Genomic DNA, 19,619 nt, shown 5'->3' on the forward strand with positions numbered 1-19,619 from the left:
GTTTCAAAGAGCGATTAGCTTCTGAGTACAGCCTAGATAGTCGAATGATTCGGTTTAGGAATCGTTTGACTATCGTAGCTGGACGGAGGAAGGTGCTCTTTTAAACACGTTTTAACTGATCAAAAAGTGCAATCTGACCCGAATATTCAGCTGACTTCTTCCGTGAAAACCCGAGCCGGAACGTAGTGGGCACAACTTTAAGCCAACAAGTTGTCTTAAAGCTTGACCTTATTGTAAGTGCTAAAGCACTAACAATAATTTCACTACTGGGCTCATTTCACTCCAAAAGCCATCTAAATATTCTAAATAGCTTTAGTTAAGAAAGTAGTACTCAAACAGGCTGTTGTTTTGCTTTATATAAATTAAGCTAAATTAAGCCGGAACGTAGTGCGAGTTCTTGCGGCCGAACTTGCCACAAGAATCGACATCGACTGGAGCAAGAAAGATTTTCGAAACGAAAATCATCATTACTAGGCGGAATAGTGCGAGTTCTTGCGGGTGAACTTGCCACAAGAATCGACATCGACTGGAGTAAGAAAGATTTTCGAAACGAAAATCATCATTACTAGGCGGAATAGTGCGAGTTCTTGCGGCCGAGCTTGCCACAAGAATCGACATCGACAGGAGCAAGAAAGATTTTCGGAACGAAAATCATCATTACTAGGCGGAATAGTGCGAGTTCTTGCGGGTGAACATGCCACAAGAATCGACATCGACTGGAGTAAGAAAGATTTTCGGAACGAAAATCATCATTACTAGGCGGAATAGTGGGCACAACTTTAAGCCAACAAGTTGTCTTAAAGCTTGACCTTATTGTAAGTGCTAAAGCACTAACAATAATTTCACTACTGGGCTCATTTCACTCCAAAAGTCATCTAAATATTCTAAATAGCTTTAATTAAAAAACGCAACACTTTAATTTACCAAAACACGTATAATTGACAGTAAGAGAGAAATTCATTATTAAGAGGAGCGAGAATCATGAGTAAACATAAAAAGAATCGGCCAGATAGCGCCGTTGAGCGAGCTGCTCAAGCTAACGTAGACAAGATCATGGAGAAAACACGATCTCAACAAGGCACAATTGATCAACTACCTAAGTGGGCTCAAAATATGGCCTATAATCGGTTTGGCTTAAGTGAAGTGATTTCTTTTATTCCCCTAATCATTGCCGTTTTGACAACGCCATTATTGGGAAATCGTGTTTCCATGGGCGGGGGACTCATGATTAACAAAAATGCCCTATTCATTGTACCTTTTGTTAGTTTATTAATTTCTGGGGGAAGTTACCTCAGTATTAAAATTCGTCGAAAATCGGAACGAGTTCCAGACATTGAACATTTAGCTTGGAATGAGGTTTTTGCATTTCTCGCCAATGCCTTGGTGGTTCTCATTTGTTCATTAGTATTAATTTATCAGCTATATAGAGCTTTTACAGCTTAAAATTTTTGAGGGGGAATTATTTTGGCACGATTAGGAATTTCTTTATATCCGGAACACTCAACATTTGAAAAGGATAAAGCCTATTTAGACTTGGCTCACAAGTATGGATACACACGCGTTTTTACTTCATTACTTCAAATTAATGGGGATCAAGACGCGGTTGTCGCAAACTTCAAAAAAATTGTGCAGTATGCCAATTCACTTGATTTCAAAGTCATGGTTGATATGAATCCTTCTTTATTTAAACAACTCGGAGTGACCTATGATGATCTATCATTTTTTGATGATCTTGGTGCATTGGGCTTGCGATTGGACGAAGGATTTACAGGTATGGAAGAATCACGGATGACCCGTAATCCTTATGGCATCAAAATTGAGGTTAACATGAGTAATGGTACCCGTTACTTGGAAAACATTCTCAGTTTTGCGCCTGACAAACAAAACTTATTGGGTTGTCATAACTTCTATCCACAAGAATATACAGGATTAGGCGAAGCTTTCTTCACGAAGTGTTCCGAATTATTCCGCAAGCACAACATTAACACCGCTGCGTTTGTCAGTTCGAAGGCTGCAACTTTTGGCCCTTGGCCTGTACAAGATGGGTTACCAACGATTGAAGATGATCGTCACTTACCAATTGAAACCCAAGTTCAACATCTATTGCTGACTGGTTTAATTGATGATGTGTTGATTGGCAATGCCTACGCCTCTGAAGCTGAATTAAAGGCAGCCTCAGAAGCCTTCTTTGGTCGCTATCCTGTGTTACATGCTGACTTCGTGGATGACCTGACAGCGAACGAAAAGCTGGTTGCATTGGGTAAACCACATTTGTATCGGGGTGATGCTTCTGATTATCTGTTACGGGACACAATGCCACGTGTTTGGTATAAAGATAAAGAAATTCCTGCGCATCATGAAAAAGAAGCCTTTAAACGTGGTGATATCATCGTTGTGAATGACAGCTATAGTCGTTACAAGGGTGAGCTTCAGATTGCATTGAAGGATTTCCCAAATGACGGACGCCGAAATGTTGTGGGGCATTTGTCTACAGATGACCTGTTCCTTTTAGACTACATCAAGCCTTGGAGCACATTTGAATTAAAATAGGTCAATTAATAAATAGGAGCGTGGTTGTCTAAAAAGATAACTGCGTTTTTTATTTTCAAGCACTGCAAACGTTTACAAAAAACGATTTGGTGTATTATGAAGGCGAAATGAAAGCATTATTGCTTCATCGAATACTATTGGGGGCGTGTATTATGAGTCAAAGTTTGTTGGGAATTGTTGTTTTGTTAATTAGCCTAGGGATTGTCTATGGTGGATTTCGCTATGTTCGTAGTGGCAAAAGAGCCTATGCCAGTGCTGGAGTGAAAGTTGATTTTAATAAAACACCAGCTGCATATGGATTTGCGCCGGGAGTTATTGGCACAATTATTATGTTGGTCGGTGTTTGTGGAATTGTTTGGAGTCTGATTCTTTTATAAAAGTTTTGGAACTGATGCAGGTGTCTGAACAGATGCCTGTTTTTTTGTGCTTTTGTATTTTGGAAAACATTTTTGATATTAGAATTAATGATGATAATTAGAAAAATGAACCCTATGTTTCTGGCATTTTTGGAAACATAAGGTTTATTTTAGTTATGATTGTTATTTTTGTAAAATGGTGCTATGATATCGGTGTGATATCAAGTAACCGGTTTCAAGTGTAAAATTATGGGGAGGTTTTATTATGTATAAGATTCCAGCTTCGGCATTTGAATCTATTAACGATTATGGGAATGATAAAGAAAAATCAGTTTTACATGTCTTTACACCAATGCGAATTTCAATTGGTGGTAGAGTTTTTCCACATCATCCGAAAAAAGATCATGGCGTCCTGAGAAAGTTTTCCAAAAAGGATGCGGTTGTGAACAATCCAGCCTTAATTGAATTTACAGATGATGAAATTAAAATCCATGATGAACAGGGAAAGGTTATTCGAACGGAAAAAATTGGGACGTTTGATTTTGTTCAATTTGGGGCTCTCCGTACATTTATGGTGTTCCCTGCTTATACCTTTGCTATGACTATGGTTGTTGGTGCGCATGGGCAACATTATTACGTTGTGAATCCGAATTTCACGCCATTTCAGCTGTTAACACCAATTTTAAAACAGCAGTCAGTCGCAATTGAAGATCCCTTTAAAATTGCGGGGTTGCCAAGTAATGAACAACGTGAGGATTACTTTGGAAATGCCTATGAACAAAAAATTAAAGGGACAAATTATCCACTGTCATTAGAGTGGTGGCCGTTCTAACCTGTGATTTGCCAAAAACGGTAACAAAAAATTTTTACTCAGAAAACAATTTAGTCAATTTAAAAGAAGGTTTTATTATGTATAAGATTCCAGCTTCAGCATTTAAATTAACGACTAGTTTTTCGGCAGCAAAGGATCAGAATATGAAAAAATGTTTTACATCAATGCGCATCTCAGTCGATGGTCAGAGCTATCCGCACTTTCCAAACAAAGAAAATGGTGAATCGGTGAAACTTGCTAGAAAAGTTTTCGGCTTACCAGCAATGTCAACAATTGAATTCACACAAGATGAAATGAAAGTACATGATCAAAAGGATCAAATTGTTGAAAGTGAAAAAATTGCAACCTTTCAGCGAGTTCAATTTGGAGTTATTCGAAAAATGGGATTTGGTGGCCGTGTACCGTTGCTAACTTGCGCGATGACCATGGCAATTGTGACTGAACAACAAAATTATTATGTCATTAACTCTAGTTTTGAACCTTTTAACGCATTAGTTGCGTTATTTAAAGCACAGGGTGTTTCAGTTGAAGATCCGTTTGATATCACTTCACTACCAAGTAATGAAAAACGGGATGTGTATTTTAATAAGGACTACGAAGATAAGATTAAGGGAACCAATTATCCGATTTCTTACGGATCAAATTATGCGATCAAAGGATTTTAGAATAAAAGTGACTTATTAAATTTAAGGAAGCAATTGTGATGCCATCATTTGTAGGAATTATCATTAATTTAATTAGTATAGGCATCATTTGGATAGGAATCCGTTATGTGCGTATTAACAAGGAAAGATTTGTTAAAGCCGGTGTAAAAGTTGATTTTAAAAAAACGCCAGCCACGTATGGTTTTGCACCGGAAATTACGGGAGCCATCATTATTATCGTCGGCATTGCCGGACTGGTCTGGGGTGCAATGTTAGTTTGAAGATGGGGGAGTAGTTATGAGTAATGGTTTATCAATGAAGTACGTGCGTATTTTAAGGCAGTGGTACATTTGGCAACTTGGGATTGCGTTTATTGCGTTTTGTATGAGCTTTTTCTGGGAGCCATTTGGTTCAACACGTTTGATTGAAGTTATCGCTGGCGCCTTGGTGGTGATTTTTGGGATAGGCATCCCATTCGAAAAGCCCTTAAAAGCAGAACAGAAATTTAAAAGAGTCCTTAGAAAGTGCAATTATTGTTTTCAATCAATGGCTCAGATCTTACTGTTGCCACTTGGATTAGCTGCAGTTATTCTGATGTTTCACAAGGTTTTATTGTTGAATTACCCAATATTAGCGATCCTTACCATGCTATACGTTCTAATTATGTATGTACCCACTGCATACTATGTACTGGTGAACTTCAAGTCTTATATTGGCAGAATTATTTTAATTACGGTTGTCGTTTTTGAAACAATTGGTTCTGGGTCGATATTATCACTGATGTATACCCTATTGGCTGTTTTTGATCCATTATCAATGGCTTTTTAAATTAGGGCCTAGTACTTTTGGAATGGAAATACTTTCCAACACCAAAAATTCTAGACCCAAATAAATTTACCTACGGGTTATTTATCAATTAACTTTGATAGATAGTAACCAATTACAAATCCCAAAGTATTAGCAAGCACGTCATTTATATCCACCCAACGATGCGTTATTGCCAAATTATCTGTTATAAATTGGACGAATTCGATAGCGAATCCAATAAGGATCCCAGTTGTAATTACATGAGAAATTTTGAATTTAGGAGAGAATAAGATATAGGTAAATATTCCTAAAGGACAGGTCATAATGATATTTAGCCAGAATCCTAATTGATCTAATTCTTGAAAGGGAATGTAAGCAACTGGTGCCTTACCAATCATCATAAAGCTAACAGTTTGATTTGACTGAGGTAATCTAAAAGGTAAGGTTGGGCTAAAACATAAGAAACAAATTAATAAAGCTAAAATTCCTAATAATATCCAGACACATACTTTTGAAATATGGTTAATAATTCATCATCTACTTTCATTATTAATTGAATTAAAAATATTGCGATAATTTATAAATTCTTCCTTAAATACATATTTTTGAAAACTAAATATCAATTATAAGCATTTTTATCAAAACTATCACAAAAAAGTAGCAATAACGGAACTTTAACAAATCTTTTACCACATTTAATGTTTAGCAGATAAGTAAGCAAGGAATGCATGATATTTTAAAATATGCAAATTAAACGTTCTGGCATGGTCTTCAAGATTTAATCTTGATAATCTTGTAATAGAAAAATATACTCATTTAAGCTTTACAACGTCACTAATTAGTATGGGAAAATTGCTAATTATGAAGGTAGTATGAAATCATGGACACGATTTAGTATAATTCCATAATAGGAAGGATTGTGTTTTTATGACCAAGAAAAAGTACTCAGTAGATTTTAGAAAAATGATTGTCAAGCTGTACCAGGATGGCGCCCGGTAGCTGATCTTACAGACGAATATGGTGTATCAAATGTAACTATTTACAAATGGATTAATCTATATAAAGAAGACAAAGGAAGTGGAATTTCCAAATCAGATGTTTTAGCGTTGCAAAAACGTTTGAAACAGCTAGAAAGTGAGAATGACATCTTAAAAAAAGCCTTAACCATATTCGCCAAAAAGTAAACCCAGATGACTGGCAGACAGCCGTTGATATTAATTTGAAGCACCATAGTATCAAAGAAACCTGTAAAGTACTCTCAGTTCCACGCTCAACTTACTATGAACATCAGCAGAATCATGTATCGCCACAAGCCAAGCGTCGTAAGACACTTAGCCAGTCGATTAAACGCATTTACTTTAATTCTAGACGTATCTACGGGGCACCTAAAATTCTAAAAGCGTTACAAAAAGAAGGTAAGGATGCCAGTATTAAACTAGTTCAACGATTAATGCGCCAAATGGGGTTAAAATCAATCACGCGCAAGAAGTGGCATTATCAACAAACTAATGATATTGATGCGACTGATTATTCAAATATACTCGCGCAAGATTTTCGTACAACCAGTCCAAATCAAAAGTGGTGTGCAGACATAACTTATGTTCACACCAAAGCCAATGGCTGGTGTTATTTATCAAGCATTCAGGATTTATATTCACGTAAAATCATTGCCCATAAAATCAGCCGTCATATGACTGCTGATCTTGTGATCAGCACTTTTCAACAAGCCTTTGAAACTAGAAAGACGACTAATAACTTAATTGTGCATACCGATCTGGGTAGCCAGTACCGCAGTGCTGGCTTTGAACAGATCTTAGCGCAACACCATATTCGCCATTCTTATAGCAAGCGTGGCTGTCCCTATGACAATTCATGTTTGGAATCATTTCACGCCAGTTTGAAAAAAGAAGAGGTTTACCAACACCATTATCAGGATTTTGAAGAAGCAAATGCTGCAATATTCAGCTACATTGAGAGCTTTTATAACAGTGCTCGAATTCACAGTAGCATTGATTATTTAACTCCAAATGAAAAGGAAAAATTAGTCGCTTAAATTATACATAAAATGTGTCCAGATTCTTGACCTAAATCCAGAAAGTGCCTGTTAAAAAGAATTTGCATAATCATAGAAAACATAATGCTCCTATGTCAATAAATGGCACATCTTTTTCTAAACACTTGTTCTAATTCTGTCGGAATTAAACCAACTGATGTAATTTGAGGTTCGGATTACCAAGTCCTCAAAATTGGAAAAAGTTGTTTGAAAGGCAAACTCTCTCTTCAACAATGAGTGAAAAGCTTCAATTGGCCCATTATCATAAGGATAACCTTGTTTTGAGTATGAGTGGCTAATCTGATGCCGTTCAAGTAAAGTTTCAACTTCGTTGCTGGTGTACTGTGAACCCATGTCAGAGTGAAAATATTGTGGCTTTTGATGACATTCAAGCGCCTGATTAATCGTTTCTACAACTAACGTCGCCTCCATCTGACGACCAATCTTGAAAGCAAGAACTTGATGAACCTTTGGTTCGTAAATAGAACTGAGATAAACCCAGGTTCCTGGACGTAATTCCAAATAAGTAATGTCAGCACGCCATATTCTTGCATTGGGCTGGTGCTTGATTAAATTGGGGCGTTGTGAATGATCCACATGAGTGCCAGGTTTTTTAAATCGCCGATTCATTAAAGAGTGAATCTCCATTTCCCTCATTAATCGTAAAATTCGTTTTGACCCAACACAGATGCCTGACTTGCGAAGCACCATCGTTATTCGTGGATAACCATAGGCACGATAATTATTTTCCCAAATCAATTTAATTTTTTCTTTGAGCTGATTATCAACACGTTCGTGTTGACTAGGTTGATATCTTTTCCAATGGTAATAGGTGCTGCGCGGTAATTTCAGTGCCGAAAGAATAATTGATAAGCGGTGTCGCAATAACTGATCTTCTATGAAGACAAGGCAATTAATTCGTCCTAATGCTTTCCCAGTAACACCGCCGCAGCTTTTAAAATTTCAAGTTCCTCCTTTAATCGCTGATTTTCCTTTTGAAGTTGTTTGAATTCTTTGGACGTTACTTCAGTACCGTCTTCTAGCTCAACTGATTTAGCGCCTTTAACCCAGTTATGAATTGCGGCTGGAGAAACACCGTATTCCTCGGAAAGCGAGCGAATAGATCTTTTCTCTTCACGATGCATCTTCACAATGCTGGCTTTAAAATCATCTTGATATCGTTTCATTGGAATGCTCCTATCTTGTTTTATTAATTATGGCACAACTGTTCAGAAATTTATGTACAAAATACTAGGATAGGAGCAATAGTGTTAAAACTAATTATAAAGATGATTTTCTAAGTGATATTGGGACTATTAAGAAAGATTTGATGGATCCCGAATTGGGGAAGATACTTAATTATAATTTTACGAAGGATCAAATAATATTTATTAAAATAATTATGACTTTTCCTAATAATATAATTATACCAAGTGTTAAAATTTTGAAATGTTTGAAACATTTTAAAATTAGTTTGTTGGATTTAGGTCAAGAATCTGGACACATTTTATGTATAATTAAGCGACTAATTTTTCCTTTTCATTTGGAGTTAAATAATCAATGCTACTGTGAATTCGAGCACTGTTATAAAAGCTCTCAATGTAGCTGAATATTGCAGCATTTGCTTCTTCAAAATCCTGATAATGGTGTTGGTAAACCTCTTCTTTTTTCAAACTGGCGTGAAATGATTCCAAACATGAATTGTCATAGGGACAGCCACGCTTGCTATAAGAATGGCGAATATGGTGTTGCGCTAAGATCTGTTCAAAGCCAGCACTGCGGTACTGGCTACCCAGATCGGTATGCACAATTAAGTTATTAGTCGTCTTTCTAGTTTCAAAGGCTTGTTGAAAAGTGCTGATCACAAGATCAGCAGTCATATGACGGCTGATTTTATGGGCAATGATTTTACGTGAATATAAATCCTGAATGCTTGATAAATAACACCAGCCATTGGCTTTGGTGTGAACATAAGTTATGTCTGCACACCACTTTTGATTTGGACTGGTTGTACGAAAATCTTGCGCGAGTATATTTGAATAATCAGTCGCATCAATATCATTAGTTTGTTGATAATGCCACTTCTTGCGCGTGATTGATTTTAACCCCATTTGGCGCATTAATCGTTGAACTAGTTTAATACTGGCATCCTTACCTTCTTTTTGTAACGCTTTTAGAATTTTAGGTGCCCCGTAGATACGTCTAGAATTAAAGTAAATGCGTTTAATCGACTGGCTAAGTGTCTTACGACGCTTGGCTTGTGGCGATACATGATTCTGCTGATGTTCATAGTAAGTTGAGCGTGGAACTGAGAGTACTTTACAGGTTTCTTTGATACTATGGTGCTTCAAATTAATATCAACGGCTGTCTGCCAGTCATCTGGGTTTACTTTTTGGCGAATATGGTTAAGGCTTTTTTTAAGATGTCATTCTCACTTTCTAGCTGTTTCAAACGTTTTTGCAACGCTAAAACATCTGATTTGGAAATTCCACTTCCTTTGTCTTCTTTATATAGATTAATCCATTTGTAAATAGTTACATTTGATACACCATATTCGTCTGTAAGATCAGCTACCGGGGCGCCATCCTGGTACAGCTTGACAATCATTTTTCTAAAATCTACTGAGTACTTTTTCTTGGTCATAAAAACACAATCCTTCCTATTATGGAATTATACTAAATCGTGTCCATGATTTCATACTACCTTCATGTCTAGTTCTTCAGTACAAGTTTAATTATTTGCTCCTATACTGAAATTTGGTACCAAAATCATTAGATTTTGTGTCATAATGATAAAAATCACAATAGGGGTTTTTATGAAATATTATTCAGATGAATTTAAAAACAATATCGTTAAGCTTTATCAAAATGAAAATCGTTCAAAGAAATCCTTAGCCAGTGAATATGGGGCTCATCCAACCATCATCAGTCATTGGATCAAGCGGGCCAAATTAGTTGAACTACCTGACGGTGGCGTAACGAGTGTTGAAGCCTTCAAGCAACTACAGAAAGAAAACCAGCAGTTAAAGGAAGAAAATGAAATTTTAAAAGCAGCGGCGGTGTTACTGGGAAGGCATTAGGCAAAGTTAAAGCCATAGACTTTATCAACGAACAATTATGTAAACACCGCCTCTGGATAATCTTGAAAGCCTTAGGGCTTTCTAAAAGTACGTATTATCATTGGAAATACTATCAGATAAGTCGTCATGATAAACAAGATACGATTTTAAAAAGCCAGATCTTTGAAATTTGGAAAAATAATTATAAAGCCTATGGGTACTCTCGGATCACAATTGCCATGAGAAGACTTGGTGTAGTCATTGGCCCAATCGTGTCTACCGATTAATGCAGGAGTTAGGCATTCGATCACTAATGGGGCGGCGTTTTAAGAAGCCAGGCACTCATGTAGATTATTCTCAACGGCCTAACTTGATTAAGAACCATCCAATTGGAACTATTTGGCGTGCTGACATAACCTACCTAGAACTAAGACCAGGCACTTGGGTTTATCTAAGTACCATCTTTGACTAAGCTAGTAAGCAAATCATCGCTTTCAACATTGGCAAGGAGATGGCATCGAAACTGATTATTAAGACATTGTTGCAAGCCTTGAGCAGGGCTTCTAAGCCAACCTTTTTGCACTCTGATATGGGTTCGCAATACACCAGTATTGCTTATGAAGGACTGTTAAAGCGACACCTGATTAGGCATTCATATTCCAAACAAGGTTATCCATATGATAACGGTCCGCTCGAAGCTTTCCATTCGCTACTTAAACGAGAATTTATTTTCCAAATACGTTTTATTAGTTTTGAGGACTTAGTCCTCAGAGTTGAAAATTACATTAACTGGTATAACACCGAAAGAATTAGGATAAACGGCTAATTCTTTTAGTACCAAAACTTGACGTAGGCGCAATTTGATTTTAAGGTCAAAGCATTAACAATGGCACGTTTATAAGGAGCATATTGCGAATGATTTAATTTAATGGCAGGCAATTTTGTCATGAGGCGAATTTGAGAAAACTGATAACAATTATTGAATTGGTTGATAAAAATCCCCTATAAACTTGTAGTATTTGGACAAGGTAGTAATCTAAGCCAATGATCGCTGATAAAGCTTATGGAACAATTGCGTTACGTCAATATATTGAAGCCAAAAGTGGCCAATATACAATTTCGCCGAAAAGTAATGCCCAGCAGCCATGACCGTGTGACTATTATGTTTATTGCGAACGCCATTTGATCGAAAATTATTTTAACCAGCTCAAGAATTATCGACGTATCGCCACGTGTTATGATAAATTGGCGCATGTCTTTTTGGAATCGATATACATGACCACTATTTTAACTTGGATTAAATAGTTTTCAGACAGGCCCTAGTGGATTTAAGTCAAGAATCTGGACACGATTATGTATAATTTAAGCGACTAATTTTTCCTTTTCATTTGGAGTTAAATAATCAATGCTACTGTGAATTCGAGCACTGTTATAAAAGCTCTCAATGTAGCTGAATATTGCAGCATTTGCTTCTTCAAAATCCTGATAATGGTGTTGGTAAACCTCTTCTTTTTTCAAACTGGCGTGAAATGATTCCAAACATGAATTGTCATAGGGACAGCCACGCTTGCTATAAGAATGGCGAATATGGTGTTGCGCTAAGATCTGTTCAAAGCCAGCACTGCGGTACTGGCTACCCAGATCGGTATGTACAATTAAGTTATTAGTCGTCTTTCTAGTTTCAAAGGCTTGTTGAAAAGTGCTGATCACAAGATCAGCAGTCATATGACGGCTGATTTTATGGGCAATGATTTTACGTGAATATAAATCCTGAATGCTTGATAAATAACACCAGCCATTGGCTTTGGTGTGAATATAAGTTATGTCTGCACACCACTTTTGATTTGGACTGGTTGTACGAAAATCTTGCGCGAGTATATTTGAATAATCAGTCGCATCAATATCATTAGTTTGTTGATAATGCCACTTCTTGCGCGTGATTGATTTTAACCCCATTTGGCGCATTAATCGTTGAACTAGCTTAATACTGGCAGTCTTACCTTCTTTTTGTAACGCTTTTAGAATTTTAGGTGCCCCGTAGATACGTCTAGAATTAAAGTAAATGCGTTTAATCGACTGGCTAAGTGTCTTACGACGCTTGGCTTGTGGCGATACATGATTCTGCTGATGTTCATAGTAAGTTGAGCGTGGAACTGAGAGTACTTTACAGGTTTCTTTGATACTATGGTGCTTCAAATTAATATCAACGGCTGTCTGCCAGTCATCTGGGTTTACTTTTTGGCGAATATGGTTAAGGCTTTTTTTAAGATGTCATTCTCACTTTCTAGCTGTTTCAAACGTTTTTGCAACGCTAAAACATCTGATTTGGAAATTCCACTTCCTTTGTCTTCTTTATATAGATTAATCCATTTGTAAATAGTTACATTTGATACACCATATTCGTCTGTAAGATCAGCTACCGGGGTGCCATCCTGGTACAGCTTGACAATCATTTTTCTAAAATCTACTGAGTACTTTTTCTTGGTCATAAAAACACAATCCTTCCTATTATGGAATTATACTAAATCGTGTCCATGATTTCATACTACCTTCATAGTATTATTGGCAAATGTCTACAATAATAAGTTAAATTATGTTTTATAAACAGGGGAAAGTGTTTTGGATTATTAACATGAATAAATACGTCAGCTAATTAAAGTATTTAAATTGGAAAACAGCATGATTGATGATGCTGTTTTCAGTTAAAAAAATATATATGATAAATAGTAGAGGTTATAATAATGCATATATTCATTAATGGTTATTGGAAAACTAATTTAGGGGACGATCTATTTTTATACATAATTTCTAAAAAGTTCCCGAAGGTGCAATTCGATATATATACTACAAGGAAAAATTTTTCTGTCTTTAAGGGAATTAGTAATGTTAACTTAATAAATAAACGGGATTCTTTGATTGACCGTGTAATTAATAAGGTCAGTGTCAAAGTTAATTATCCCTTAAAAGGATCAGAATATGACAAGTTAATCCAGACTGCCAAAGGATACCCTGTATATTTAGAATTAGGTGGCTCTATTTTTATGTTACCATCTAATGGTTCTTTAAATGTGGATTATTTAGTCAGAATGATAATTGCGAAACGTGTGAAACATTATCTAGTCATTGGGAGCAACTTTGGCCCGTATTCTTCTCACAAACAACTAATAAAGTACCAGCATTTTTTTAAGTCCATTGAATCAATATCATTTAGAGATGAATACTCATATAACTTATTTAAGAATTGTGGGGATGTAAACTATTTTCCTGATATTGTGTTTAACCTCCCTGTCCAAAATAATTATAAAGCGGGTTATGTGCTGTTTTCTGTTATTAATACAAAAAGGTTTGGCTCTTATGTTGATAAAATGTATACCCAATTTGTTTGTAACCAAGTGAAGAAGGAAATAAGCAGAGGCAATGAAGTTGTATTAATGTCATTTTGTAATCATGAAGGTGATAAAAAGAAAGCTCGAGAAATCAAGGATAGATTGATAGGCGTTAGTAAGAATATCCGAATAGTGGAGCATAGTAATATATACAAATCTTTAAAAATTATTAGCGGATCAAAAAAAATTTTTGCTACAAGATATCATTCAATGATTCTAGGATGGGTTTTCAAAAAGCCAACATTTGTAGTTAGCTATAGTAAAAAAACGGAAAACGTAATTAAATCATTCTTTCCTCAACAAAGTTATGCTAAATTAACTAACATAAATGAAAACAAGAATATTAAATATACATTAATAGATGATAGGACATTAATTGCATTGAAAGATGAAGCCAATAAACATTTCAGCGATTTTGAGAAGTGAAGGTAGTATGAAATCATGGACACGATTTAGTATAATTCCATAATAGGAAGGATTGTGTTTTTATGACCAAGAAAAAGTACTCAGTAGATTTTAGAAAAATGATTGTCAAGCTGTACCAGGATGGCGCCCCGGTAGCTGATCTTACAGACGAATATGGTGTATCAAATGTAACTATTTACAAATGGATTAATCTATATAAAGAAGACAAAGGAAGTGGAATTTCCAAATCAGATGTTTTAGCGTTGCAAAAACGTTTGAAACAGCTAGAAAGTGAGAATGACATCTTAAAAAAAGCCTTAACCATATTCGCCAAAAAGTAAACCCAGATGACTGGCAGACAGCCGTTGATATTAATTTGAAGCACCATAGTATCAAAGAAACCTGTAAAGTACTCTCAGTTCCACGCTCAACTTACTATGAACATCAGCAGAATCATGTATCGCCACAAGCCAAGCGTCGTAAGACACTTAGCCAGTCGATTAAACGCATTTACTTTAATTCTAGACGTATCTACGGGGCACCTAAAATTCTAAAAGCGTTACAAAAAGAAGGTAAGACTGCCAGTATTAAGCTAGTTCAACGATTAATGCGCCAAATGGGGTTAAAATCAATCACGCGCAAGAAGTGGCATTATCAACAAACTAATGATATTGATGCGACTGATTATTCAAATATACTCGCGCAAGATTTTCGTACAACCAGTCCAAATCAAAAGTGGTGTGCAGACATAACTTATATTCACACCAAAGCCAATGGCTGGTGTTATTTATCAAGCATTCAGGATTTATATTCACGTAAAATCATTGCCCATAAAATCAGCCGTCATATGACTGCTGATCTTGTGATCAGCACTTTTCAACAAGCCTTTGAAACTAGAAAGACGACTAATAACTTAATTGTGCATACCGATCTGGGTAGCCAGTACCGCAGTGCTGGCTTTGAACAGATCTTAGTGCAACACCATATTCGCCATTCTTATAGCAAGCGTGGCTGTCCCTATGACAATTCATGTTTGGAATCATTTCACGCCAGTTTGAAAAAAGAAGAGGTTTACCAACACCATTATCAGGATTTTGAAGAAGCAAATGCTGCAATATTCAGCTACATTGAGAGCTTTTATAACAGTGCTCGAATTCACAGTAGCATTGATTATTTAACTCCAAATGAAAAGGAAAAATTAGTCGCTTAAATTATACATAAAATGTGTCCAGATTCTTGACCTAAATCCAAAGGTAATTCAAACATATGAATAGGTATAAGAAGCTAATTGGAAATTCGGCAATTTTTGCAGTAGGTAATTTGGGAAGTAAATTGATGCAGTTTATTCTTATCCCTGTCTATTCGTATACTCTAACAATTTCTCAATTTGGTAAAGCAGATTTCATTACTACAATTATTGGATTGGTTTCCCCACTTATCTACTTAGATATGGTAGATGGCGTTTTTCGATTTACTTTGGATGAATCTGAAGATAAAAAAAGGGTTTTTTCAACAGGCTTATTATTTACGACTATTATTTCAATAATAGCTTTCATGACTGGATTGGCTGTGGCCCCATTTATTTCAAAATATCCTATATTGGATGCAACATTATTATTAGTTGTGACGACTTTCTTTGGATTGATATCGAATTATGTTCGAGCAATTGGGCGAGCAGGAACGTTTGCAGTTGCTGGAATAATTAATACTTTTATTATGGGAGCTTCGAACATTATATTTTTAGTGATGTTTCATGGGGGGGTTAGTTCATATTTAGAAGCTATGGTTCTCGGTCAAATTGCGGCAATTATATATTTTCTTATTTCTACACCCATCATTAAGCAAATCCGCCTTAAATGGTTTGATATAAAATTATTTCGAGAAATGTGTGTATAGTATCCCATTAATCCCTAATACCTTTGCATGGTGGCTCAACTCTGCATCAGATCGTTTTTTTATTCTTATGATTTTAGGAGCAAGTGCCAATGGTATCTATGCCATGGTTAATAGGTTTCCAACGATGGTTACAACTTTGACAAGCATATTCTTTCAGTCTTGGCAAATGACAGCTATTGAGGAATATGATAGTAAAGACAGCAGGGAGTTCATATCTAATGTATTTGAATATATTATAAGTTTGATTTTTTTGTTTTCATTAGGTATGTTGTCAGTCCTGAAGCCAATGATAAGAATCCTTTTGGCTACTGATTACTATGGTGGATGGAAATTAATACCAATTATGCTTTTGGTATCAATTTATACAATCACATCCGGATTTTTAGGTGTACTATATACTGCAAGTAAAAATACCGTTGGAGTTTTCTATAGTACTTTGTTAGGTGCGATTGTCAACGTTTTATTAACTGTTTCTTTAATTAGGTGGATTGGTGTTTATGGGGCCGCTATTGCTAATGCAATTTCATTTTTTAGTGTGTTCCTGTACAGATATATTCATATAAAAAAATTAGGTAAGATACAAATGAATATAGCAAAATTTGTTCTGTTGCATATTTTGCTTGCTATAGCCGCAGCAATTAATTATGAGGTTAATAATTCGGCTTTTGTTTTTATTGTTGTACTTATCTGCATTATAATTCAAATATCCATAGATAGAAGGATTAAAGTGATTATATTAGATATAGTAAAAGTAATAAGGAGAGCGTAAAATTTTCCTCCAAATAATAGACTAAGATAATAAGGAATTACCGCAAAGAGTTACAAAGTAACCGATTTCATTATAGCGCTTATTTAATATTAGTAATATGAAATATTCAAAAAATGTTATTTCCTGGTAGATTGTAAAATTAATCCGAACGCTGTTCGGACAAAAAAGATCAGCTTCCTTTAAAATGGTGTTTACCACAAACCCATCTTTTAGGAGCTGATCTTTTGTCTAGTATAACCTATTCCGAACGAATTAAAATCGAAACCTTTTGTGAACTAGGGCTGTCCAATATCCAAATGGGCGTTCGGCTGAACCGATCACCGTCAACAATTTCTTATGAATTATCTCGATGTCAACCTTATCAGGCTGAATTAGCACAAACAGATGCCGAATACAAGCGATCACGATGTGGTCGGAAAACTAAGCTGAGCGATGAGTTAAAGCAAAAAATTCTCAACCATTTACGTCTAAGCTGGTCACCAGGAATGATTGCTCACGAATTTAAACTAGCTACTAAATCTATTTATAATTGGCTAAATCAGGGGAGAATTGGTTTCTCCTTGAATGATCTACCTGAACATGGCGTACGCCAACGGCGTAACGTTGACCAACGATCCAAATATAATCAATCTTTGGGGCGATCAATTGAACAGCGTCCCATGATGATTAATCAACGTAAGCGCATCGGCGATTTTGAACTAGATACAGTCGTTGGTCCTCGTGGGCATAGTAAGGCAGTTTTATTAACTTTAATCGATCGCAAATCACGGTTCCTTTGGGCATACCGGTTAAAAGATCGGACGACAGCGACTGTTAATGAAGCACTAACTAAGTTCCTAACCACTTTTAATGGTCCGGTGCACAGCTTTACTGTGGACCGTGGCACTGAGTTTAGTGGGCTAGTATCACTTGAATCACAATATGGTATTAAGACCTATTACTGCCATGCTTATACGCCAGCTGAACGTGGTAGTAATGAACGCTTTAATCGGAATTTACGTTATTTTTATCCTAAAGGGACTCGTTTTGAGCACATTAGTGCTCAAGATTTAACGACGACGTTACTCCAAATTAACCAGCGACCGCTTAAAATACTCGACTGGCAAACACCGTATCAGGTTATGCTGACAAATTTGTCCAAAAATTCGGATTAAATTTGCAATCTACCTCCTATTAAAATTTATTTTGTACTTGATTACCTTTATTTATAAATTCTTAAGTATTAATTCAAATTTAACATAGGATTTTGAATACATTAGGGTCTACCCTATTGTAACTAAAGAGAGAAGGGAGTATTATTAGTTACATATAAGTGACCCGGAGGTGACCTGGAATTGGCTAAAATCGGTTATGCGCGTGTTAGTACGCGTGATCAAAATCTTGCACGTCAAATTGAACAGCTACATGACGCCGGTGTTAATAAAATCTTTCAAGAGAAGCTTTCAGGTAAAAATGCCGATCGTCCTCAACTAAAAGCAATGTTAGACTATATTCGTGATGATGATGAAGTAGTGGTATTGAGCCTTGATCGACTTGGTCGCAATTCTCATGATTTGACTGACATCATCGAAACCATTCGGCATCATGGAGCTCAATTGAATGTTCTAAACCTGCCTAGCTTTGCAAGTATTGAAGATCCTAACCTTCGTAACTTGATTACGACAATTATTGTCGAACTATATAAGTATATTGCTCAAGAAGAGCACGAAACTATTAAGATACGGCAACAACAAGGCATAGAAATTGCCAAACGCCAGGGCAAATATAAAGGAAAAATTCGCGAATATGGTCCTCATTCACCTAATCGTCAAAAACGCTATATATATAAAGAAGCCTGTCGCCTTTTAAATAGGAAGAAAGACGGAGATGAAACTCTGACCAAGCGACAAATTGCCCGCATGTTAGGTATTGCACCAGTAACCTTATATCGCATCGAAAAGTATCAGGCAGAAGATCTAGCAAATGTTCCCCCTAGTGAGAGGTAAACATCATGATAGATTTAAGGGGCAAACGAATTCTCTTTACAGGCCGTTTGCGATCTTTTCGTCGTTTCCAGGCACAACAGTTAGCAACTATTCTAGGAGCAAAACCTGTCAACGGGATTGACAAAAATGTCAATATCCTTGTGGTTGGTATTATTAGCAAACCCTATGATCAACTACTTACCACTCAAAAGTTAACGTATGCTAGAACCTATGGCATTCCAAAGATTGACGAATTAGCCTTTATTTCATGGTGCCAATGGCGATTAGATCAATTGAAAGCAACTCTTTAAGTACCTTCTTATCAAACGGGGGGATTAGTATGCAAAAGCGTATCGATTTGGCCAATCAAACGTTTGGATGACTCACAGTCATTAGTTTTTTTGGAAGCAGTTCTAATGGAAACGCGCTTTGGCTCTGTCAATGTCAATGTGGAAATAAATGTATTGTTGACAGTCAACGACTTCAAAAAGGATTCACTCGCAGTTGCGGGTGTTTGCGATCAGAAATAAGCAGATCAAACATAAAAGCTAATAACCAGACTAAAAAATACATGGGCAATCCCAAGAATTTTCAACTAATCAATCGAACAAATTTAGTTGCTTCTACACTTAAACGGTCCAATAACAAATCTGGCGTTATCGGAGTTAGTTGGGATAAAACTGCTCAAAAGTGGGTCGCAAGGCTGTACTTTCAAGGCCATCTTGTCCTAAATCATGTATATGTTCATATGGAGGATGCCATCGCTGCTCGCAAGGCAGCAGAGAAAAGGTATATTGTACCTTTGCAAAAGCAATATAATCAAACACACCAAAAAAATCAATTAAATTGATTAGACAAACCGATCTGGAGAAAATGCCATTACCTGCACTTTCTATAG

The 19,619-nt window shown here is 36.2% G+C and carries 22 protein-coding genes and 4 pseudogenes; 20 read left to right on the top strand and 6 right to left on the bottom strand.

The features are described 5' to 3' along the window. The first annotated feature begins 981 nt into the window (after window positions 1-981). The 7 genes from AB3217_RS01545 to AB3217_RS01575 all read left to right on the top strand — a co-directional run bounded on the left by AB3217_RS01545 (window position 982) and on the right by AB3217_RS01575 (window position 5,210). The gene (locus tag AB3217_RS01545) at window positions 982-1,443 is read left to right on the top strand and encodes a hypothetical protein (RefSeq protein ID WP_068807094.1); all 462 of its coding nucleotides are present in this window, start codon (window positions 982-984) and stop codon (window positions 1,441-1,443) included. Window positions 1,444-1,464: 21 nt separating this feature from the next. Continuing rightward, window positions 1,465-2,550 (top strand): DUF871 domain-containing protein, encoded by a 1,086-nt coding sequence (locus AB3217_RS01550; protein ID WP_367365581.1) that lies wholly within the window; start codon window positions 1,465-1,467, stop codon window positions 2,548-2,550. 152 nt (window positions 2,551-2,702) lie between these two features. After that, window positions 2,703-2,927, top strand: coding sequence for a hypothetical protein (locus tag AB3217_RS01555; protein ID WP_068807088.1), 225 nt, complete (start codon window positions 2,703-2,705; stop codon window positions 2,925-2,927). A gap of 244 nt (window positions 2,928-3,171) precedes the next feature. Continuing rightward, window positions 3,172-3,738 (top strand): hypothetical protein, encoded by a 567-nt coding sequence (locus AB3217_RS01560; RefSeq protein WP_260274782.1) that lies wholly within the window; start codon window positions 3,172-3,174, stop codon window positions 3,736-3,738. 77 nt (window positions 3,739-3,815) lie between these two features. Continuing rightward, window positions 3,816-4,403 carry a hypothetical protein gene (locus AB3217_RS01565; RefSeq protein WP_068807083.1) on the top strand — a complete coding sequence of 196 codons (588 nt, stop codon included), beginning with the start codon at window positions 3,816-3,818 and terminating at the stop codon, window positions 4,401-4,403. 38 nt (window positions 4,404-4,441) lie between these two features. After that, window positions 4,442-4,663, top strand: a complete 222-nt coding sequence (locus AB3217_RS01570; RefSeq protein ID WP_068807080.1) for a hypothetical protein — start codon at window positions 4,442-4,444, stop codon at window positions 4,661-4,663. A 16-nt stretch (window positions 4,664-4,679) separates the two neighbouring features. Then, window positions 4,680-5,210, top strand: coding sequence for a hypothetical protein (locus AB3217_RS01575; protein WP_367365582.1), 531 nt, complete (start codon window positions 4,680-4,682; stop codon window positions 5,208-5,210). Between the two features lie 77 nt (window positions 5,211-5,287). On the opposite strand, the gene AB3217_RS01580 is transcribed toward AB3217_RS01575, so the two are convergent. Beyond that, a complete protein-coding gene (locus AB3217_RS01580) occupies window positions 5,288-5,719 on the bottom strand; it encodes a VanZ family protein (protein WP_367366107.1) in 432 nt (143 codons plus the stop codon). 465 nt (window positions 5,720-6,184) lie between these two features. Here AB3217_RS01580 and AB3217_RS01585 point away from each other — a divergent pair. Both AB3217_RS01585 and AB3217_RS01590 read left to right on the top strand, forming a co-directional pair. Further along, window positions 6,185-6,373 (top strand): annotated as a pseudogene (locus AB3217_RS01585) (transposase); the annotation flags it as partial. Continuing rightward, window positions 6,349-7,242: pseudogene (locus tag AB3217_RS01590) on the top strand (IS3 family transposase); the annotation flags it as partial. The pseudogenes AB3217_RS01585 and AB3217_RS01590, both read left to right, overlap by 25 nt. Before the next feature lie 117 nt (window positions 7,243-7,359). Here AB3217_RS01590 and AB3217_RS01595 read toward each other — a convergent pair. From AB3217_RS01595 to AB3217_RS01605, 3 genes are all read right to left on the bottom strand, one after another. Continuing rightward, window positions 7,360-8,429, bottom strand: a protein-coding gene (locus AB3217_RS01595) for an IS3-like element IS1163 family transposase (RefSeq protein WP_100078221.1) whose coding sequence is annotated in 2 segments (ribosomal slippage) — window positions 7,360-8,201 and window positions 8,201-8,429 — 1,071 coding nt in all. Because the reading frame shifts where the segments join, the coding sequence is not laid out codon by codon here. Between the two features lie 330 nt (window positions 8,430-8,759). Continuing rightward, complete coding sequence (locus AB3217_RS01600; protein WP_367366108.1) at window positions 8,760-9,644, bottom strand: IS3 family transposase; 885 nt, start codon at window positions 9,642-9,644, stop codon at window positions 8,760-8,762. Continuing rightward, the gene (locus AB3217_RS01605) at window positions 9,629-9,886 is read right to left on the bottom strand and encodes a transposase (RefSeq protein WP_017866964.1); all 258 of its coding nucleotides are present in this window, start codon (window positions 9,884-9,886) and stop codon (window positions 9,629-9,631) included. The genes AB3217_RS01600 and AB3217_RS01605 overlap by 16 nt, the downstream gene beginning before the upstream one ends. 172 nt (window positions 9,887-10,058) lie before the next feature. Between AB3217_RS01605 and AB3217_RS01610 the strand changes: the two are divergent. Both AB3217_RS01610 and AB3217_RS01615 read left to right on the top strand, forming a co-directional pair. Then, window positions 10,059-11,127 (top strand): annotated as a pseudogene (locus AB3217_RS01610) (IS3 family transposase). 218 nt (window positions 11,128-11,345) lie between these two features. After that, window positions 11,346-11,606: pseudogene (locus AB3217_RS01615) on the top strand (transposase); the annotation flags it as partial. 57 nt (window positions 11,607-11,663) lie between these two features. Here the strand turns inward: AB3217_RS01615 and AB3217_RS01620 are convergent. Beyond that, a complete protein-coding gene (locus AB3217_RS01620) occupies window positions 11,664-12,548 on the bottom strand; it encodes an IS3 family transposase (protein ID WP_105782191.1) in 885 nt (294 codons plus the stop codon). After that, window positions 12,533-12,790 carry a transposase gene (locus AB3217_RS01625; RefSeq protein ID WP_367365499.1) on the bottom strand — a complete coding sequence of 86 codons (258 nt, stop codon included), beginning with the start codon at window positions 12,788-12,790 and terminating at the stop codon, window positions 12,533-12,535. Before AB3217_RS01625 ends, AB3217_RS01620 begins: the two co-directional genes overlap by 16 nt. A 252-nt stretch (window positions 12,791-13,042) precedes the next feature. On the opposite strand from AB3217_RS01625, the gene AB3217_RS01630 reads away from it, so the two are divergent. The 9 genes from AB3217_RS01630 to AB3217_RS01670 all read left to right on the top strand — a co-directional run bounded on the left by AB3217_RS01630 (window position 13,043) and on the right by AB3217_RS01670 (window position 19,571). After that, window positions 13,043-14,113, top strand: a complete 1,071-nt coding sequence (locus tag AB3217_RS01630) for a polysaccharide pyruvyl transferase family protein (RefSeq protein ID WP_367365583.1) — start codon at window positions 13,043-13,045, stop codon at window positions 14,111-14,113. Between the two features lie 62 nt (window positions 14,114-14,175). Then, window positions 14,176-14,433: a transposase gene (locus AB3217_RS01635; RefSeq protein WP_017866964.1), complete on the top strand. Its 258-nt coding sequence runs from the start codon at window positions 14,176-14,178 to the stop codon at window positions 14,431-14,433. Then, the gene (locus AB3217_RS01640) at window positions 14,418-15,302 is read left to right on the top strand and encodes an IS3 family transposase (protein WP_367366109.1); all 885 of its coding nucleotides are present in this window, start codon (window positions 14,418-14,420) and stop codon (window positions 15,300-15,302) included. Before AB3217_RS01635 ends, AB3217_RS01640 begins: the two co-directional genes overlap by 16 nt. Window positions 15,303-15,358: 56 nt before the next feature. Further along, window positions 15,359-15,988 carry a lipopolysaccharide biosynthesis protein gene (locus AB3217_RS01645; protein ID WP_367365584.1) on the top strand — a complete coding sequence of 210 codons (630 nt, stop codon included), beginning with the start codon at window positions 15,359-15,361 and terminating at the stop codon, window positions 15,986-15,988. Between the two features lie 67 nt (window positions 15,989-16,055). Further along, complete coding sequence (locus AB3217_RS01650; protein WP_367365585.1) at window positions 16,056-16,757, top strand: lipopolysaccharide biosynthesis protein; 702 nt, start codon at window positions 16,056-16,058, stop codon at window positions 16,755-16,757. A gap of 224 nt (window positions 16,758-16,981) precedes the next feature. Continuing rightward, window positions 16,982-17,911: an IS30-like element ISLpl1 family transposase gene (locus tag AB3217_RS01655; protein WP_003592463.1), complete on the top strand. Its 930-nt coding sequence runs from the start codon at window positions 16,982-16,984 to the stop codon at window positions 17,909-17,911. Window positions 17,912-18,091: 180 nt separating this feature from the next. Continuing rightward, a complete protein-coding gene (locus AB3217_RS01660; protein WP_367365586.1) occupies window positions 18,092-18,742 on the top strand; it encodes a recombinase family protein in 651 nt (216 codons plus the stop codon). A 5-nt stretch (window positions 18,743-18,747) separates the two neighbouring features. Continuing rightward, window positions 18,748-19,032, top strand: coding sequence for a BRCT domain-containing protein (locus AB3217_RS01665; protein ID WP_056986575.1), 285 nt, complete (start codon window positions 18,748-18,750; stop codon window positions 19,030-19,032). A gap of 80 nt (window positions 19,033-19,112) precedes the next feature. Beyond that, a complete protein-coding gene (locus AB3217_RS01670; RefSeq protein ID WP_367366110.1) occupies window positions 19,113-19,571 on the top strand; it encodes an alcohol dehydrogenase in 459 nt (152 codons plus the stop codon). Window positions 19,572-19,619 lie beyond the last annotated feature (48 nt).

It is taken from the genome of Pediococcus parvulus (assembly GCF_964063155.1).
GTDB classification, from domain to species: Bacteria; Bacillota; Bacilli; order Lactobacillales; family Lactobacillaceae; genus Pediococcus; species Pediococcus parvulus.

Bases quoted from the DNA above. Each gene is read 5' to 3' on its own strand.
- AB3217_RS01605 (WP_017866964.1), bottom strand. From the start codon at position 9,886: ATGACCAAGAAAAAGTACTCAGTAGATTTTAGAAAAATGATTGTCAAG.
- AB3217_RS01630 (WP_367365583.1), top strand. From the start codon at position 13,043: ATGCATATATTCATTAATGGTTATTGGAAAACTAATTTAGGGGACGAT.
- AB3217_RS01625 (WP_367365499.1), bottom strand. From the start codon at position 12,790: ATGACCAAGAAAAAGTACTCAGTAGATTTTAGAAAAATGATTGTCAAG.
- AB3217_RS01570 (WP_068807080.1), top strand. From the start codon at position 4,442: ATGCCATCATTTGTAGGAATTATCATTAATTTAATTAGTATAGGCATC.
- AB3217_RS01545 (WP_068807094.1), top strand. From the start codon at position 982: ATGAGTAAACATAAAAAGAATCGGCCAGATAGCGCCGTTGAGCGAGCT.
- AB3217_RS01560 (WP_260274782.1), top strand. From the start codon at position 3,172: ATGTATAAGATTCCAGCTTCGGCATTTGAATCTATTAACGATTATGGG.
- AB3217_RS01555 (WP_068807088.1), top strand. From the start codon at position 2,703: ATGAGTCAAAGTTTGTTGGGAATTGTTGTTTTGTTAATTAGCCTAGGG.
- AB3217_RS01665 (WP_056986575.1), top strand. From the start codon at position 18,748: ATGATAGATTTAAGGGGCAAACGAATTCTCTTTACAGGCCGTTTGCGA.
- AB3217_RS01635 (WP_017866964.1), top strand. From the start codon at position 14,176: ATGACCAAGAAAAAGTACTCAGTAGATTTTAGAAAAATGATTGTCAAG.
- AB3217_RS01565 (WP_068807083.1), top strand. From the start codon at position 3,816: ATGTATAAGATTCCAGCTTCAGCATTTAAATTAACGACTAGTTTTTCG.
- AB3217_RS01650 (WP_367365585.1), top strand. From the start codon at position 16,056: ATGATTTTAGGAGCAAGTGCCAATGGTATCTATGCCATGGTTAATAGG.
- AB3217_RS01575 (WP_367365582.1), top strand. From the start codon at position 4,680: ATGAGTAATGGTTTATCAATGAAGTACGTGCGTATTTTAAGGCAGTGG.
- AB3217_RS01645 (WP_367365584.1), top strand. From the start codon at position 15,359: ATGAATAGGTATAAGAAGCTAATTGGAAATTCGGCAATTTTTGCAGTA.